The following is a 16,832-nucleotide window of genomic DNA, read 5'->3' on the forward strand; positions in this document are numbered from 1 at the left end:
TACCTTTCGTGCGGGGTACGTCTGTGGTTTTCAACGGGATAGACTAAGGTTTCATTCCCGGCTGTCAGCTCCACTGCGTGCCTGTGCTGCAGCTTCTGCGTTATCGCGGAAGTTCTTCTGCATCTGGCGGAAAACCAGCACGTTACCGACCACGATGTGCAGGAAGCCCAGAATCATCACATAGATATTCCAGCCGCCCTGCGGAGCAAGCACCCCGACTAGTAGCAGGATCGCGCCAAAACCAATAATCATCAGGTGAGTTACGTTCATGCTTCCTAGCCTACAGGTAGGGACCAGTTTCCTCCCCAAACCCTTTTGCACGGCGCATACAATCGGCACTTTTCTGGTCCGTACTGGGAGCAAAAGAGCGGACGCTCGCCCCCAGCTTACGCAAGCCAGGTGCGGGCGTCCGCCCCTTGGGTATTCCTGATACGGGGTTACTTGACGTTGACCACGATCAGCAGGTCACCACCAGCCACCTGGGAGACCTCGTTGTAGACAACGCGCTCGACGGTACCTGAGACCGCTGAGGTGATGGATGCTTCCATCTTCATGGCCTCGATGGTAGCTACCTGGTCGCCGGCTGAGATTTCGTCGCCGGGCTTGACCGAGATAGACACACCACCAGCGAAGGGGGCTGCGATGTGGCCGGGGTTAGAAGCATCCGCCTTCTCAGCTTCCTTCACGTTGGACTCAACGGAGGTGTCGCGGACGTTGACGGTGCGCTGCTGGCCGTTCAGGGTGCAGATCACCTCGCGCATGCCCTTTTCGTCGGGTTCTGAGATAGCCTGCAGGGTTGCAATCAGGCGCACGCCCTTACCCAGCGAAATCACGTGTTCGCGTTTGAACATCATGCCGTAGAGGAAGTCGCGGGTGTGCAGAATCGACAGGTCGCCGAATTCCTCGCAGGCCTTCTCAAAGTCGCGGGTGGGCCCGGCAAAGAGGAGGCGATTGAGGGTGGCGCGGCGGGTAGCTGAGTCCCCGTTCAGGGCTTCCAGATCTTCGGCTGACAGGTCGTTGACCGAGGGCTTGGAGAGCTTACGGCCTTCCAGGGCACGGGTACGGAAGGGCTCGGGCCAGCCAGCGGGCGGGGTGCCCAGCTCGCCGTTGAGGAAGCCAATCACCGAGTCGGGAATATCGAACTTCTGCGGGTCCTTCTCGAAGTCCTCGGGTGAGACGCCCATGCCAACCAGCTGCAGGGCGAGGTCGCCAACCACCTTCGATGAGGGGGTTACCTTGACGATATGCCCCAGCATACGGTCAGCAGCTGCGTACATATCCTCGATGTCCTCGAAGCGCTCCCCCAGGCCCAGGGCGGTTGCCTGAGCGCGCAGGTTGGAGAGCTGGCCACCGGGGATTTCGTGGGTGTAGACACGACCGGTGGGCGATGACAGACCCATCTCGAAGGGCTTGTAGATGGTGCGGACGGCCTCCCAGTAGGGTTCCAGTGCACAGGCAGCGTCCAGGGTGATGGAGGGGGCGCGGTCGGTGTACTGGAGGGCGCCGACCAGGGCTGAGAAGGACGGCTGGGAGGTGGTACCTGCCATGGAGGCTGAAGCCACGTCAACAACATCCACCCCAGCCTCAACAGCGGCAAGCAGGGTGCCGACCTGACCGCCTGCGGTGTCGTGGGTGTGCAGGTGCACGGGCAGGTCGAAGCGCTCGCGCAGGGCGGTGACCAGTCGGCGGGCAGCTTCCGGACGCAGCAGACCGGCCATGTCCTTGATGGCAAGGATGTGGGCGCCGGCTTCTACCACCTGGTCAGCCAGGTTCAGGTAGTAGTCCAGGGTGTAGGTCTGCTCTGCAGGGTCCAGCATATCGCCGGTGTAGCAGATAGCGACCTCGGCAACTGCGGTGCCGGTGGCACGCACGGCCTTGATAGCCGGGGTCATCTGGGAGACGTCGTTGAGGGAGTCGAAGATACGGAAGATATCGATGCCGGTCTCAGCTGCTTCCTTGACGAATGCGTCGGTGACCTCGGTGGGGTACGGGGTGTAGCCCACGGTGTTGCGGCCGCGCAGCAGCATCTGGATGGGCAGGTTGGGCATGGCCGCACGCAGGTGGGCTAGGCGCTCCCAGGGATCCTCGGAGAGGAAGCGCAGGGCGACGTCGTAGGTTGCACCGCCCCAGGCTTCTACAGAGAAGAGCTCGGGGGTCACGTGGGCTACTGCGGGCGCTGCGGCCAGCAGGTCGCGGGTGCGGACGCGGGTGGCCAGCAGGGACTGGTGGGCGTCACGGAAGGTGGTGTCGGTAATCAGCACTTCCTTGGTGTCGCGTACAGCCTTGGCGAACCCTTCGGGGCCCAGTTCGAGCAGACGCTGACGCCAGCCTGCCGGGGGTTCGTGGGTGGAAGCGTCGAAGGGTGAGCGGTAGGGCTCTTCGGTCTTATCGCCGGGGAAGGAAGGTAGCTTCCAGCGGGGATCAAGGCCCTCGATACGCTCGCCGTGGGGCTTATTCACGGTGACATTTGCCAGGTACTGCAGGGCCTTGGTGCCGCGGTCGGCGGAAGGCTTCTTGGTCAGCAGCTCGGGGTGCTCATCGATGAAGGGGGTGGAGACGTCACCAGCACGGAAGGTGGGGTCTTCGAGCACGGCCTTGATGAAGGGGATGTTGGTGGCGACGCCGCGAATACGGAACTCGGCCAGGGCACGAGAAGCGCGGCGGACGGCGTCCTCAAAGGTGCGGCCACGGCAGGTGAGCTTGACCAGCATGGAGTCGAAGTGGGGTGAAATCTGGGCGCCGGTGTAGACGGTGCCGCCGTCCAGGCGGATGCCAGAGCCACCGGCTGAGCGGTAGTAGGTAACCTTGCCAACGTCGGGGCGGAAGCCGTTCGCCGGGTCTTCGGTGGTGATGCGGGACTGCAGGGCAAAGCCGCGCACACGCAGGTCTTCCTGGCGGATGCCCAGGTCTTCCAGGGTCTCACCGGCAGCAATACGCATCTGGGACTGCACCAGGTCAACGTCGGTGACTTCTTCGGTCACGGTGTGCTCAACCTGGATACGGGGATTCATCTCGATAAAGACGTGCTGGCCAGCGCGTTCACCGGCGGTATCGACCAGGAACTCCACGGTACCGGCGTTCACGTAGCCCAGTTCCTTGGCAAACTTGACAGCGTCGCGGAAGAGGGCCTGACGGATCTCTTCATCAAGGTTGGGGGCGGGGGCGATCTCAACGACCTTCTGGTGGCGGCGCTGCAGGGAGCAGTCACGCTCAAAGAGGTGAACGATATTGCCCTCACCGTCGGCAAGGATCTGCACCTCAATGTGGCGGGGGCGCAGCACTGCCTGCTCAAGGAAGACAGTGGGGTCACCGAAAGCGGTATCGGCCTCGCGCATAGCCGCTTCCATAGCGGGGCGCAGGTCTTCACGCTTCTCAACGCGGCGCATACCGCGGCCACCACCACCGGCAACAGCCTTGACGAAGATGGGGAAGCCAATTTCTTCAGCCTCAGCCAGCAGTTTTTCAACGTCGGCGCTGGGCTCGGTGGACTTGAGTACCGGGATACCGGCACGGCGGGCGGCCTTCAGTGCCTCAACCTTGTTACCGGCCAGTTCTAGAACCTCCGGCGGGGGGCCGATGAAGGTGATACCGGCATCCGCGGCGGCGCGCGCTAGATCAGGGTTCTCCGAGAGGAAGCCGTAACCCGGGTAGATGGCATCAGCGCCGGCTTCTTTGGCGACGCGAATAATCTCCTCAACATCGAGGTAGGCACGGACGGGATGGCCCTCTTCACCAATCGGGTAGGCCTCATCAGCCTGCTGGCGGTGAATGGAGTGGCGGTCTTCGTAGGGGAAGACGCCGACGGTCTTAGCGCCGAGCTCGTAGGCCGCGCGGTAGGCGCGGATTGCGATTTCGCCGCGGTTAGCGACCAGAATCTTTGAAAACATTTTCTTCCGTTCCGCCCCACCCAGCACAGCGGGGTGCGGTGAGGCTAAGCCACAGTTCGTGTGTGAACACCTCAAATATATCTTTAGACTTCCTAAAGCACCTGGTTTTGTCTCATTTTTTGTGATGCGGGACGTAATGAAAAGATTTTATTGTGAGCATGGCTACACAGTGCCTTGTTGCTCACTGTGAGCTTGCCTGACTTTCTACGCCGCTTGGCCGTAGCTGGCACACCTCTTCGGTAGCATAGAAGGTCAGTGTGTATCCGCCGAATTTGAGAGGCTTTCGTGGCAATGAGCAGCGTGGTAAGTATCAGCAGTCTAAAAGGCGGCGTAGGCAAAACATCGGTCGTGTTGGGGCTGGCGTCCGCTGCTCAGGCAAGCAGCCTGCGCACCCTCGTCATCGACCTCGACCCCCACGGGGACGCCTCAACCGGCCTCGGCGTGAACACCGCTGAAGGCACCGACATGGGCACCATTTTGCTCGCTCCTTCCGATTATTCCCTGGCGGACGAGCTCGTCCCGGCTTCGTGGGCTGCCCTCGGTAGCCTAGGCAACGCCTCCCGCACCGGGCTGGACGCAGGTACCTGGGTTGGGCGCGCGTCCGCCCGTCTCACCGCCCTAGAGCAGCTCGACTCAGCCACCCTGCTCCCCCGCCTGGCAGACCTCCTTGAGCCTGTCCGTGAGAGCTTTGACCTGATTCTCATCGACTGCCCGCCCACCCTGGGCCGTCTCACCGAGATGGCGTGGGCTGCCTCTGCCCGGGTGCTGTCTGTCGCCGAGCCCTCTCTCTTCTCCGTCGCGGGCTCCGAGCGCACCCTGCGCGCTATCGCCCGTTTCGAAGCCAATACTCCCTATGCCGTGGATTCGGCTTCCATCGTGATTAATAAGGTACGCGCAGGCGACCCCGAGCACGACTACCGCATCGAGGAAATGAAGGTGCTCTTTGGCGATCTGGTCGCTGAGACTATCCTGCCCGAGACGCACCTGCTCCAGCGCATTCAGGGGTCTGCCTACCCGGTGCACTACTGGCCCGAGGAAGAAGCCCAGGAACTTGCCAGCGCCTTTACCGCGCTGCTGGCGGGCCTGTACGACACAGGTACTGAGAGATTCGCCGTGAGCCCGTGCCCTCCCCGTTAGCGCAGCAAAAAACTACCCCGCCATCACATCTGCGAGGCGGGGTAGTTCTCTATCTTCTTTAGGCGCCGGCTTTGCGGGCTCGGCGGGCCGAAAGTTCGTCGTGGATCTCGGTCTCTGCCTGGATTTCCTGGGCGGTACTTTCGCCGGGCAGTTCGCTCAGCGATACTTCCAGTTCGCGCCAGACGCGGCCGATAGCGATGCCGAAGACGCCCTGGCCTGCCTGTACCAGGTCAATTACCTCAGATGCCGAGGTGCATTCGTAGACCGAAGCACCATCAGACATCAGGGTGATTCCGGCAAGATCCTCAACGCCGCGGGAACGCAGGTGGTCGACCGAGGTGCGAATCTGCTGCAGGGATACGCCGGTGTCGAGCAGGCTCTTAACAATCTTGAGTACCAGCACATCGCGGAAGGAGTAAAGACGCTGGGAGCCAGAACCCTGGGCCGAGCGGACGGTGGGTTCCACCAGGTGGGTGCGGGCCCAGTAGTCGAGCTGGCGGTAGGTAATGCCCGCTGCCTTGCAGGCGGTGGGCCCGCGGTAGCCAAGGTTCTCATCGACTAGAGAAACGGGATCATCAAAGAGAACGCCCTGCTCACCCACCGGGGAGGTGCGGGGCATAACGTCTTCGAAGCCCAACAGGGGCTGATCCATGGGGGCAGGTACGCCTCGAAGCGCGACGGGGGCGCTAGGGTCACCGTTGTACTGTGTCACGGTTTGAGGTTCCTTCCCTTGAACTGATCATGGACTCTCTTATCCTACCTGCCCAGTAACCCTTTTGCCGGTTAATCGGTCGGCAGGGGTACCGGCGTTTTAACGTGGTTCTGGTCATTAAGACAGACCACGTTTACCCGGTGCCCCATCGTGCAACGATAGGTGAGGCTAGTCGAAGCTGGGCATGCTCCCGGCAACCAGGGCCATGTGCAGGCGGAGCAGTAGCTGGGCAATATCACCGGCGAGTTCAGCAGCGCGGGCCTGGGATTCTTCGTCCTTGCGCAGGGCCAGGGGGCCCACCGCAGTTTCTACCAGGTCGACTTCACGGTCGGCTGCAGCGCGGAAGGCTCGCAGGTGGCGCGGGTGTAGGCCGTGGGCGGTGAGCTGATCGCTCACCCTGGTGACGGCGAGGTCGTACTGGTCGTATTCTTCTTTATTGTCTGCCAGCAGGCCGTAGTTCATGAGCTCGCGTAGCAGGGGCATATCGACCCCGGCTTCCTGACCCAGCTCACGCAGGGTGTAGGTGCGGGCAGGTTCTGCCTCGACTGCCGGGCGGGCGCTCGGCAGCTCTTCGACACCCGGTTGCACGGACGCGTCCGCCCCGCCCCCCTGCCCCTCGGCAGGTTCGCTGCCAGGGGCGGGTGCTAGCCCCGCGTCGATGTCTGCCAGGCGCTGGCGAATCACCTTAAGCGGTAGGTACTGGTCGCGCTGTAGCTGCAGCACAAAACGCAGGCGCTCGATATCTTCTTCGGAGTACTTACGGTAACCGGTATTGGTACGCTGCGGGCTCACCAGACCCTTATCTTCAAGAAAGCGAATCTTCGAGGCGCTAATGCCCTCAAATTCCCCTTGGAGGGCGCTGAGCACCTGGCCGATGGTCTTATTTTTTACCCCAGCAGTTTCAGCAGAGTGAGCCTGAGCCATGGTTACTTCCCCTGGCCCTGGTAGAAGGCGAAGTGGAACTTACCGATGTAGATTTCGTCGCCGGTGCGCAGGTAGGCCTCATCCACGCGGTCCTTATTCACGTAGGTACCGTTCAGGGAGTCAGCGTCGGTCAGGATAAAGCTGCCCGCGTTGGGGATGAAGAGGGCGTGACGGCGGGAGACGGTGACGTCGTCGAGGTAAATGTCTGATTCGGGGCTACGGCCTGCGATGATGGGCAGGTCAGCGCCGTCTTCGTCGGTTTCGGGGTTCAGGAGGAAGCGGGCGCCCTTGAACTGGCCATCGAGACCGATGAGGACGGCTGAGCCAGCGGGCAGGGTTGCCAGTAAGTCACGTTCTTCGGGGGTGGGGTTGTGGGACTGGGATACTCCCAGGGCTACCATAGCGATGGTGTTTGTGGGCGGGTGTGCTTCGTGCTGAGCCATACGGTTACGTCCTTATGTCTTCGGGCGGCGGGGCTACGCCCGTACTGTGCCTGTGTCTCGCGGTTATGTGTGGTCTTGTGCAGACGGTCCAAGGTCACGAAATGGTAAACAGTGAACCGTTCGTTTAATCTTAGCCATTTCGCTTCTATTCTGCCCGGTTCGCACCGTGTTCTCTCACCAAATTTTCCTGTTTTTTACCTAGAGCAAAAGGGCCGCCTTTTCCTGTGGAAAAGACGACCCTTACGCGGGCTCATAGCGTGGTGCTACTGCCGGGTTTTAGGCGATTTCTGCCTCGTAGTCGGCAGCTGAAAGCAGACCTTCGAGGTCTGCGGCGTCACTGGGGCGAACCTCGATGAGCCAGCCCGCACCGTAGGGGTCTGAGTTCACGGTTTCGGGGGCATCTGCCAGGTCTTCGTTGACGGCAACAACTTCACCGGCGATGGGGGCAAAGAGGTCGGAGACGCTCTTGGTAGATTCGATTTCGCCGAAGGTTGCTTCTGCGTCGATGGTTTCGCCTACCTCGGGCAGGTCGACGTAGACGACGTCGCCCAGTTCGCTCTGTGCGTGATCGGTAACACCGATGCGGACGGTGCCATCAGCGGTGAGTTCGCTGACCCACTCGTGCTCTTTGGTGTACTTGAGTTCTGCAGGAACGTTGCTCATCGGAGGTGTCCTTTTCTTTGGTGGGACTTTTGTGGGAGTGCCGATCGAGGTGCGTGAAACTCGACGAGATGAGCTCCGACGAGGGAGAAGGAGCTCTCACCTAACGATTTTATCTGTAGCCTAATAGTGCGTACAACCTTAGTTACTCAAGATTGTTTAGGGACAAATTGACAACGTCGGTAACTTGGTTATCTGTAGCGGTCAGAACCAAGTACATATCAGTTTGATCCGTTCCGGTATCGTTTTGGTTTAGTTGATCGTGGTGGTACGGGGCGTTATCTGTTTGGTGTTCGGTTCTATGATCCTCGGCAGGGGGTGTGGACTCAGCAGGATTCTTTGGATGCTCCGTTGGATCCTAATAATGCTAATCGTTATGCGTATGCGGGTTCTGATCCGGTGAATAATTTTGATCCCACGGGCCGTGCATGGCAGGGTGGCGCTAACTTCTGTTTCGTCGCTTGCTTCAGTATCGGAGCTACCTGGAGCGACGATACAGATGTTAAAATTGGAATGTTGGATTTGGTCTTGGCCCCAGAGCATCAGTTGAAGGTTATATGGGGCACACCGGAGCAGAACCATCAAACGAAGAGTCGCTTGGGACATCTGGTACATGCGGTGGAGCTTTAGGTTTTGGAGCCAACGGTGGAATATTTATTGATGCGATGAATCCGAAAGCTGACGGCCAAGCTAATTTAACCACAGGTGCTGGACTCGGTTGTTCGGCAATAGTAACAATAGGGATGCCACTCGAATAATGAATTATATTTTTTTATCATTTTCTATCATTGCGTTTTTAATATCTATAGTGCAAATTCATTTTATTAATAAGTATGGAATAGATGAAGATGTGCCATACTCGCCATTTTCTACCCCATTAGGGACCACTAGAGTGGCGCAGATTTGCAATAGAGTTGGATTGCCCCTAGTTGGGTCAATAATTGCTTTTATATTATTCTTATCTGCCCAGTAGGCTATTCCTATTAAGAAAAATATTTCCCAGCACACCTTGGGTGCTGGGAAATATTTTTATCACAAAGGATTGTGATAATATTGTTGAATTGTGAAAATAAAAATTTTTTTCATTCTCATGGTATCCCTGTGTGGTGGCTTTATTGGCCTCATTTTGATTGGTAAAACCGGTTTCATAGATGTTGCTCTGGCCCCGGTTATCCTGGTGTGCTCGCTTATCCTTTTGGGCGTTGCGTCGTCCTTGCTCATGAACCGTCACCTCTCATCATTGGGTACTTATTTCTAGTTCCGAGTTTATTCGGGGTAGCTGACATTTTAGGTAGGGTGTTGTGGGTGTATATGCTGCTACCTTTTACCGACGTCCCGGGCTTTCCTGGATATGGGCATCAGTGTTACCCATGTTATTTCCTCTGCTATCTCAACAGTATTGAACGTCCCTAGTGCAAAATTCTATAGATAACTCGTTATATGACACAGGGTACAGGTGCTGGTGGCGGGCGCCACCGAAACGGCCCGGTTTTCTCTTAAATAAAAAGGACGCCCCACCCCACTTCCCTGCGCAGGGGAAGCGGGGTGGGGCGTCCTTACCTAGACCTCTTAGATAACACCCTCAGAGAACTTGTAGGGGTTGCCGAAGCGGTGGGCGGTGATGGAGACTGCCTGCTCACGGACGAAGGGCAGCATCTCGATGCGGCCGGCTTCGGTAACAGGCTGGTAGTAGACCGCGATGTCGGGTCGGCCGTCGAGTGCCTCGTAGATGCTGGTGGCGTCGCTACCGATGTAGCGGATGCGGGCACCTTCGAAGACGGTTCCCTCAAGCTGCTTTGAGGGGGTCTTTGCAATCTTGGCCAGCGAAGCACGGTAGGCGGCGTCGTTCTGCTCAACCAGGGTGACGCCCGCACCGCGCAGGGCGCCGGCAACAGCCACCGGGATGCTCTGGCCTGTGGAGAACTCGATGGTGGCACCGGCTGCTACACCTGCCAGCAGGACGCGCAGGGCGCGGTCGCGGTCGCCGTCCTCATCCAGACGCACCTGGACGGTGGTGGGCAGGTAGCGCAGGATGTTGCGCTCAACGCCCAGCTGGCTGGGGTCGTGCCCCACACCGAACTCAGTGCCCCAGGCTTCAGCATCGGAGCTAGCCGCACGGACCAGCATGTCAAGGGAGCCGTCGTTGGTGGCAGTGGGCTCGCGCAGGGCAGCCAGGATGGAGCGGACGCCCGCGTGTGAGGGGGCGGTAGTGGCGGTGGACTCTGCGGTCTCCCAGTCAGAGAGGGCAACCAGGTAGTTGGGGCCACCGGCCTTGGTGCCGGAACCTACGGTTGACTTCTTCCAGCCGCCGAAGGGCTGACGCTGCACGATAGCGCCGGTGATGCCGCGGTTGACGTAGAGGTTACCTGCCTGAACCTTAGAGAGCCAAAGTTCCAGCTCGCCGGAGTCAAGGGAGTGCAAGCCAGCGGTCAGACCGTAGTCGGTGGCGTTCTGCAGTTCGATAGCCTCTTCGAGGGTAGCGGCCTTCATGACGCCCAGGATGGGGCCGAAGTACTCTGTCAGATGGTATTCGCTGCCGGGCTTGACGCCTGCGCGCACACCGGGTGACCAGAGGCGGCCGGTCTCATCGAGCTGTTCGGGCTTGATGATCCAGGTTTCGCCCTCACCCAGGGTGGTCAGACCTCGCTTGAGCTTGCCCTCGGGCTTCTCAATAACGGGGCCCATTTCTGATTCGATGTCCTGGGGGTGGGCAACGTGCAGGGACTTCACGGCGTCAACCAGCTGGTTGTAGAAGCGCTTGGACTCCCCTACCGAACCAACCAGAATCACGGTGGATGCAGCCGAGCACTTCTGGCCTGCGTGGCCGAAGGCTGAGTAGACGACGTCCTTGACCGCCAGGTCGAGGTCGGCATTGGGGGTGACGATGATGGAGTTCTTGCCGGAGGTCTCGCCGAAGAGGGGCAGGTCCTTACGCCAGGATCGGAACATCTCGGCGGTCTCGTAACCACCGGTCAGAATCAGGCGGTCAACGGCGGGGTGGGCAATCATCTTTGAACCGGCGTCGCGGTCGGTGACCTTGACCAGGCGCAGGGCCTCGCGGGGTACGCCAGCTTCCCACAGTACCTCAGCAATGAGAGCACCGATGCGGGCGGTGTTGGAGGCGGGCTTGAAGATAACCGCTGAACCCGCTGCCAGGGCTGAGATAACGCCACCGACGGGGATCGCGGTGGGGAAGTTCCACGGCGGGATGACCAGGGTCAGCTTAACCGGGTGATGCTGGGCGCCGTCTACCGAGTCGAGGCGCTCTGCCAGCATGGCGTAGTAGTAGGCAAAGTCAACGGCTTCTGAGACTTCAACGTCGCCCTGGTCCAGGGTCTTGCCAGCCTCGTGAGCCATGATTTCCATGAAGTCGCCGCGGCGTACTGCCAGGGCTACCGCTACCTTACGCAGAATCTCAGCACGCTCTGAAGCGGGGCGGGCACCCCACGCCTCGCCAGCTGCCACGGTCTCGGCAACCAGGGTTTCGGCGTCCTCAGCAGAACCCAGCTCATTGGCGGCCAGTGTTTCGATACCGATCTGGGTGGTCTTTGAACGCTCCAGGATGGCGCGGCCCCACTCGCGGTTACCGGCCAGAGCGGGATCGGTATCGGGGGTGTTTTCGAAGGTGCCGTCGGCAGGCTTGAAGACGTTCTCTTCGGTTTCTTCCAGACGGTTCTGGGTGCGCTGCGGGGGCTGGACCTCGTCGGTGACCTCATTCAGGGAGCGCAGGAAGCGGTTCTTCTCGCGCTCAAAGAGGGCGGGTGAAGAGTCGAGGTCGAAGACGGCACTCATGAAGTTCTCACTTGAGGCGTTTTCTTCCAGGCGGCGAACCAGGTAGGAGATAGCAACGTCGAACTCTTCGGGGCGCACTACGGGGGTGTAGAGCAGCAGGTGACCTACGCGCTGGCGAATAACCTCGGCCTGCTGGGAGGCCATGCCGATGAGCATCTCAAACTCGATGTCCTTTTCAACACCGCGGTCTTCAGCCAGCAGTAGGGCGAAGGCGACGTCGAAGAGGTTGTGGCCGGCAACGCCCAGGCGGATGTTCTTGGTGTGCTCGGGCTGCAGGGCGTAGTTGAGGATGCGCTTGTAGTTGGTGTCTGAGTCCTGCTTGGAGTCGCAGGTGGTCAGGGGCCAACCGTGTACAGCGGCTTCAACCTTTTCCATGGAGAGGTTGGCGCCCTTAACCAGGCGGACCTTGATGCGGGCACCGCCGGCCTCAACGCGCTTGGCGGCCCATTCCTGTAGGCGCTGCATAGCGGCCAGGGTATCGGGTAGGTAGGCCTGGAGCACGATACCGGCTTCAAGGTTCTTCAGGTGGGGCTGGTCAAGGATCTTGGTGAAGACCTCGATGGTCATATCGAGGTCCTTGTACTCTTCCATGTCCAGGTTGATGAACTTCTGGGCGGGAGAGTTGGCGGCCAGCTCGTAGAGGGGGGTGAGGCGGCGGACGGCTTCGTCCACGACTTCTTCGAAGGCCCAGTGGGAGTGAGGGCCAGAAACAGAGGACACCTTGATGGAGACGTAGTCGACATCGTCGCGGGCCAGCAGACGCTTGGTTTCGGTCAGGCGACGCTCTGCTTCGCGGTCACCGAGCACTGCTTCACCGAGCAAGTTGATGTTGAGCTTGTTGCCGGTTGAGGTGAGGTGCTTGATGGCGGGGCCCAGCTTTTCGTCGCGGGCATCGACAATCAGGTGACCAACCATCTGACGCAGGACGGTGCGGGCGATCGGCACGGTGGGCCAGGAGGCCTTAGCGGCCAGCTTGCCACCCAGCCCTACGGCGCTCTTCATGTACCAGGGTAGGAAGGAGGGGACGATGGGGGCGATACGGCCCAGGTTCTTACCGGCAACGGCCTGATCTTCGGGGCGCACCACGCCGTCGACGAAGCCTACGGTGAAGTCAAGACCGTTGGGGTCCTTCAGGACACCGGCCAGCTTCTCTGCTGCGGGGTCGGCGGGGATGTTCTGGGCTGCTTTGACCCAGTCGGCGACGAGCTGGACGGCCTGGTCAGCTAGCTGCTGGTGGTGGGTATCGCTAAAAGGCTGTGCCAAGGGTGGTACCTCCTGCTAGCCCGCACGAGGGCGGGGTGAACTTGTTGCTTGTTATCCATTTCACCATCTTTGGGTGCAAGTTACACTATTAGAAAAAATGAATATTATTTAGGCAGTACGTTTAGTTCTGCTAATCTGTATTCGTGACGCTATTCACCCCTTCCTGAGGAGTGCCCCATGTACGACCTGCGCCGCCTGGCCATGCTGCTTGAGATCCACGAGCGAGGCACGCTCGCCGCGACCGCTAAAGCCCTGCACCTGACGTCCTCCGCTATATCTCAGCAGATCACCACCCTGGAAAAAGAGATGGGCACTCCCCTGCTGCGTAAGGTGGGGCGCCGGGTGGAGCTGACCACCGAGGCTCTAATTCTGGTGGAGAGCACCCGCAATATTTTGAAGGAGCTGGACGCCGCCCGCACCCGCATTACCCTTCTGGACGGGGTTCCCACCGGTCAGGTCAAGCTAGCTATCTTTCAGTCAGCCGCGCACGCCCTGCTCACCGGTGTACTTGAGCACCTGGCAGACCATGCGCCCCAGGTTCAGCTCCACGTAGTGCAGATTGACCCGGAAACCGGCCTGTCGCTGACCCGTAGCCGGGAGTTCGATGTGGTTATTGCCGAGTCCTACCCCCACCACTACATTCCCGAATACCCGGACCTAACCTATGACCTGCTGACCCTGGATACGCTCCAGCTAGTTGTTGCCCAGGACAGCCCCGTCGAACAGCTGACCGATGCAAGCGCGCTCCCCTGGGTTTTTGAGGGCGAGCACAACACCTCCCGCATCTGGGGTATTAACCAGTGCCGGGCGGCAGGCTTTGAGCCGCACATCCGCTATGTGATTGATGACCTCAACGCTCACCTGCAACTAGCAGCGACCGGGGCGGCCGCCATCATGCCCAGCTTCGCACTCCCAGCCCAGGGCAAAGAACTAAAGGAAACCTACGGTGTCAAAGCCCTGCCCCTGCCCGATGCGCCCTCACGAAAAATCTTCATGGCCACCCGCGCCGAAAGCACCGGCCAGCCAGCAATCCAGGCAGTCAAAGAAGCCCTCCAAAACGCAGTTGCCCGCCTACCCTAAAGGGCAGACGGGCATAGAACTCAACAAAACCGGCAGTCTTAGTTATCTGCTGGCACCGCCATGGTATCTGAGTAGTCCGTAGCCTGCATGGTGACCACCCAGGCACCGTCCTGGTAGTCAGCCGCCATGCCGTAGAAGTAGGCGTCTTCCGTCACCGGAATCCACTCGGTCCGGGGAGGGTTACCTGCAGGATCCAGTAGCACTGTCCCGTTCTCTACCAGGTAGGTATTGAGTACGTACTCACCGAATTCTGAGCCCTTACCAATCATGTAGTAGTCGGTGATAGCCCCGCGGTGGCCATTCACAACCCAGCCGCCGTTTTTGTAGGCGGCATCGACCTTGTCGAGGAACTGAAGCTCAGCCTGCTGAAAGGGGTTAGACTCGCCCGCTGGGGTTACCAGCTCCCGCCAGCGGGCGGTATCACCGCTGGTGATCGCGTAGTTACGCTCAGCAATGTAGTATTCGAAGAATTTAACGAAGCCCTCTTGGGTATGCTCATTCATACCAGCAGGTTCAATGGGCCTGGGAACGTTCTGAGCCGGCGCTTCTTCTGTAGCAGGCACGTAGTCGTCAAAGCTCCGGTCGAACTCAATATCAATTGCTAGCGCCCTGCCCTCGGAGGACAGCGCAGCTGAGGCCGACGGTGAGGCTGATGAGGACGAAGAGGCCCCAGCCGATGCTGAGGGAGACTCTGTTGTCTTGGAGAAACCGGTTTTATCGGAACTCGCTGAGCTGCTAGAGCTAGGCTCGGGTGTTGCCGTTGACGAGTCAGCAGACGGGGAACCGGATGCTCCCATACCGCAACCGGTCAGGGCAAGAGCTGAGACTGCCAGAGTGGCCCCTAGACGGGTAAGGGGCAGAGCGGAAGGGGCTAGAGATGAGCCAGGAAAGCGCATGCGTGTACTCCTCATATGGTGTTTGGGTAGTTACACCCTACCTGCCCAGCAAACGGTCAGCGAGTTCTTTATACACAGTGCGGGTGGAGGACGTAATACTTGGAGCCTCAAGCACGCGGTGCACCTCTCGCTACACCCCCTGGCGTGGACGGTAATAAAAACTGAGCAGGGGCGGCTACTCCCCCTAGACTGCACCGCTCCCTTAGAATTATCTGCGAGGCCCCTGACCAACTGCTAAGACTCAAAAACCAGCTTGATTTTGTATAAGGTCTGAGAAATTTAGTACCAGGATGGATACTGTTTCATTCAGTAGGACTTAATCATGGGATTAATTTCTTGGGAGATGAACAGCGGGCGATAATAGGGCCAACCTTCGCTATCCTTACGAGGATAATGTCGCCAACCTATCCTAGACCAGAACCCATCAGCACCTTCCGAGAATGCAAATAAGACCTTCCCAGAATAGTAGTCTTCCATTAAATTAATAAACTGAGTTCCAAATCCGAGACAGCGAAAATCTTCTTGAATCTCAATAAAAGTAATTTCATAAGCATCAAGCTTATAATCAATCCCCATATAGCTATCTGAAAGTATTTTTCCGACCACCTCAGCGCGGCCAATTTCCTTTTCTCTTGAAACCAGCTGGAAATACTTCGCACCATTAAAAATATCTTCGCCTACCCTGCCAATACTCCTCTGCCACCAACTATTATTGAACCCTCTAGCAAAGTGATCAAAAGGCATAACATAGTCCTGAATCTGAGGCAATAGTCTAAGTTCTAAATTTTCCATAACTTAAGCATAAATACGAGCTAGGTTTCAGCACAACAGACCTCGAGATTCTTGGGACTTCAGACCTTCCCAGCACTTACCTAGTATTACTCCGCTAATTTATCATATAGCGACACCCGCTACCCTGATAGCCCATATGAATATCCCAACCCTCTTAAACCCTAAAGCCTGAAATTAGCTCTCGACATCAAGACTCTATAATAAATTCATTTTATGGATATCAAATAATTTATTTGCAATTAAGCACTTAGAATAACTGCTCCGCCAGCTCCACGTCTACCACCAGGTCGGTGATGGCCCCGGTGGTCAGTGCTCCGCGCAGGGCGGCGGCCCGGTGTTTGCCGGCGGCGGCGCAGACCCTGCGCCCGATCTTTGCCAGTTCGGCAGGGGTCGGGCCGGTTGCCCGCTTATTCACGTCCAGGTCGGCCCAGGTGCCGTCCTCTCGCACCATCACGGTACACACGTCCCCCACAATCCCCTCAGCCCTCAGCTCAGCTAGTTGCTGGGCGTCAAAATAGCGGCCCGCATACACGTGCGAGGGAATTGACCCGCCAAAAGCGCCCACCCCAAAAAGCGCCACATCGACCTTACGCTGAACCGCAAGCACGCCCCTAATACTGCGCTCCCGCCACATAGCGGCCTTGGTGTCAGCAAAATCAAAGAAGGCTGGAACCGGGAAGTGAACCATCTGCGCCCCGTAGGCGGACGACACCTGGCCTAGAATTGCACCGGAATAGGGAATACCCGTTTGCACAGCGTTGCCCGCCCCGTTCAGCTGAACTACCGTCACCCCGGTCAAAGGGCGCTTGGGCAGGAATTGGGCCACCTCGGTCACCGTGGACCCCCAGGCAACTCCCAGGGTCGTTCCCGGAACAATTAGAGAATCCAGAAGGTTTGCTGTGGTTATTGCCACTCGTCTCATGCGGGCCTGCTCTGTGGCATGTTCAGGGGCCCTCACCACCGTCACCCGCACCCGATAAAGGTCGGCAAGCCGCTTTTCAACAGGGTCGGAACTATAGGCTTTTTCATTGAGATGAATTGTCACAACCCCCGTTTCACGTGCAGTTTTGAGCAGGCGAGAAACGGTGGGGCGAGAAACTCCCAGACGTGTAGCGATAGTGGACATGGTCAGGTGCTCCCCGTAATAAAGCTGGGCTGCCTCAACGACCTGATTCTGACTTTTGTTCACCATAGTTCGATTCTAACTGAACATTTGTTCACAGAGCTGGCGGTTTTTTTGTTCACA

The 16,832-nt window shown here is 58.7% G+C and carries 12 protein-coding genes and 1 pseudogene; 3 read left to right on the plus strand and 10 right to left on the minus strand.

The features are described from left to right. Positions 1-51: 51 nt before the first annotated feature. The gene (locus tag HWU94_RS07530) at positions 52-270 is read right to left on the minus strand and encodes a hypothetical protein (protein ID WP_185173174.1); all 219 of its coding nucleotides are present in this window, start codon (positions 268-270) and stop codon (positions 52-54) included. A gap of 167 nt (positions 271-437) precedes the next feature. Continuing rightward, positions 438-3,887, minus strand: coding sequence for a pyruvate carboxylase (locus HWU94_RS07535; protein WP_185173175.1), 3,450 nt, complete (start codon positions 3,885-3,887; stop codon positions 438-440). A 291-nt stretch (positions 3,888-4,178) separates the two neighbouring features. Between HWU94_RS07535 and HWU94_RS07540 the strand changes: the two genes are divergently transcribed. Then, complete coding sequence (locus HWU94_RS07540) at positions 4,179-5,024, plus strand: ParA family protein (protein ID WP_185174821.1); 846 nt, start codon at positions 4,179-4,181, stop codon at positions 5,022-5,024. 58 nt (positions 5,025-5,082) lie between these two features. Here the strand turns inward: HWU94_RS07540 and HWU94_RS07545 are convergent, their stop codons facing one another. The 4 genes from HWU94_RS07545 to gcvH form a co-directional block, all read right to left on the minus strand. Next, complete coding sequence (locus HWU94_RS07545; protein WP_185174822.1) at positions 5,083-5,676, minus strand: MerR family transcriptional regulator; 594 nt, start codon at positions 5,674-5,676, stop codon at positions 5,083-5,085. 228 nt (positions 5,677-5,904) lie between these two features. Continuing rightward, the gene (locus tag HWU94_RS07550; protein ID WP_185173176.1) at positions 5,905-6,660 is read right to left on the minus strand and encodes a MerR family transcriptional regulator; all 756 of its coding nucleotides are present in this window, start codon (positions 6,658-6,660) and stop codon (positions 5,905-5,907) included. A gap of 2 nt (positions 6,661-6,662) precedes the next feature. Continuing rightward, the gene (locus HWU94_RS07555; protein WP_185173177.1) at positions 6,663-7,103 is read right to left on the minus strand and encodes an FHA domain-containing protein; all 441 of its coding nucleotides are present in this window, start codon (positions 7,101-7,103) and stop codon (positions 6,663-6,665) included. A 276-nt stretch (positions 7,104-7,379) separates the two neighbouring features. After that, complete coding sequence (gcvH, locus tag HWU94_RS07560) at positions 7,380-7,766, minus strand: glycine cleavage system protein GcvH (RefSeq protein WP_185173178.1); 387 nt, start codon at positions 7,764-7,766, stop codon at positions 7,380-7,382. Between the two features lie 246 nt (positions 7,767-8,012). On the opposite strand from gcvH, the pseudogene HWU94_RS11780 reads away from it, so the two are divergent. After that, a pseudogene (locus HWU94_RS11780) lies at positions 8,013-8,393 on the plus strand (RHS repeat-associated core domain-containing protein); the annotation flags it as partial. Between the two features lie 939 nt (positions 8,394-9,332). Here HWU94_RS11780 and HWU94_RS07570 read toward each other — a convergent pair. Next, on the minus strand, positions 9,333-12,818 hold the full coding sequence (locus HWU94_RS07570; RefSeq protein WP_185173179.1) for a proline dehydrogenase family protein: 3,486 nt from the start codon (positions 12,816-12,818) through the stop codon (positions 9,333-9,335). A gap of 177 nt (positions 12,819-12,995) precedes the next feature. Here HWU94_RS07570 and HWU94_RS07575 point away from each other — a divergent pair, with 177 nt between their 5' ends. Further along, positions 12,996-13,898, plus strand: a complete 903-nt coding sequence (locus HWU94_RS07575; protein WP_185173180.1) for a LysR family transcriptional regulator — start codon at positions 12,996-12,998, stop codon at positions 13,896-13,898. Positions 13,899-13,936: 38 nt separating this feature from the next. Here the strand turns inward: HWU94_RS07575 and HWU94_RS07580 are convergent, their stop codons facing one another. From HWU94_RS07580 to HWU94_RS07590, 3 genes are all read right to left on the minus strand, one after another. Beyond that, a complete protein-coding gene (locus HWU94_RS07580) occupies positions 13,937-14,794 on the minus strand; it encodes a DUF6318 family protein (RefSeq protein WP_185173181.1) in 858 nt (285 codons plus the stop codon). 306 nt (positions 14,795-15,100) lie between these two features. Further along, positions 15,101-15,586, minus strand: a complete 486-nt coding sequence (locus HWU94_RS07585; RefSeq protein WP_185173182.1) for a GCN5 family acetyltransferase — start codon at positions 15,584-15,586, stop codon at positions 15,101-15,103. A 247-nt stretch (positions 15,587-15,833) separates the two neighbouring features. Beyond that, positions 15,834-16,778, minus strand: a complete 945-nt coding sequence (locus HWU94_RS07590) for a sugar-binding transcriptional regulator (protein WP_185173183.1) — start codon at positions 16,776-16,778, stop codon at positions 15,834-15,836. Positions 16,779-16,832 lie beyond the last annotated feature (54 nt).

Origin of the sequence: Rothia nasimurium (assembly GCF_014217215.1) — a bacterium.
GTDB classification, from domain to species: Bacteria; Actinomycetota; Actinomycetes; order Actinomycetales; family Micrococcaceae; genus Rothia; species Rothia avistercoris.

Coding starts and splice junctions, on each gene's coding strand:
- HWU94_RS07585 (WP_185173182.1), bottom strand. CDS start 15,586: ATGGAAAATTTAGAACTTAGACTATTGCCTCAGATTCAGGACTATGTT.
- HWU94_RS07540 (WP_185174821.1), top strand. CDS start 4,179: ATGAGCAGCGTGGTAAGTATCAGCAGTCTAAAAGGCGGCGTAGGCAAA.
- HWU94_RS07530 (WP_185173174.1), bottom strand. CDS start 270: ATGAACGTAACTCACCTGATGATTATTGGTTTTGGCGCGATCCTGCTA.
- HWU94_RS07545 (WP_185174822.1), bottom strand. CDS start 5,676: ATGGATCAGCCCCTGTTGGGCTTCGAAGACGTTATGCCCCGCACCTCC.
- HWU94_RS07580 (WP_185173181.1), bottom strand. CDS start 14,794: ATGCGCTTTCCTGGCTCATCTCTAGCCCCTTCCGCTCTGCCCCTTACC.
- HWU94_RS07555 (WP_185173177.1), bottom strand. CDS start 7,103: ATGGCTCAGCACGAAGCACACCCGCCCACAAACACCATCGCTATGGTA.
- gcvH (WP_185173178.1), bottom strand. CDS start 7,766: ATGAGCAACGTTCCTGCAGAACTCAAGTACACCAAAGAGCACGAGTGG.
- HWU94_RS07550 (WP_185173176.1), bottom strand. CDS start 6,660: ATGGCTCAGGCTCACTCTGCTGAAACTGCTGGGGTAAAAAATAAGACC.
- HWU94_RS07590 (WP_185173183.1), bottom strand. CDS start 16,778: ATGGTGAACAAAAGTCAGAATCAGGTCGTTGAGGCAGCCCAGCTTTAT.
- HWU94_RS07535 (WP_185173175.1), bottom strand. CDS start 3,887: ATGTTTTCAAAGATTCTGGTCGCTAACCGCGGCGAAATCGCAATCCGC.
- HWU94_RS07575 (WP_185173180.1), top strand. CDS start 12,996: ATGTACGACCTGCGCCGCCTGGCCATGCTGCTTGAGATCCACGAGCGA.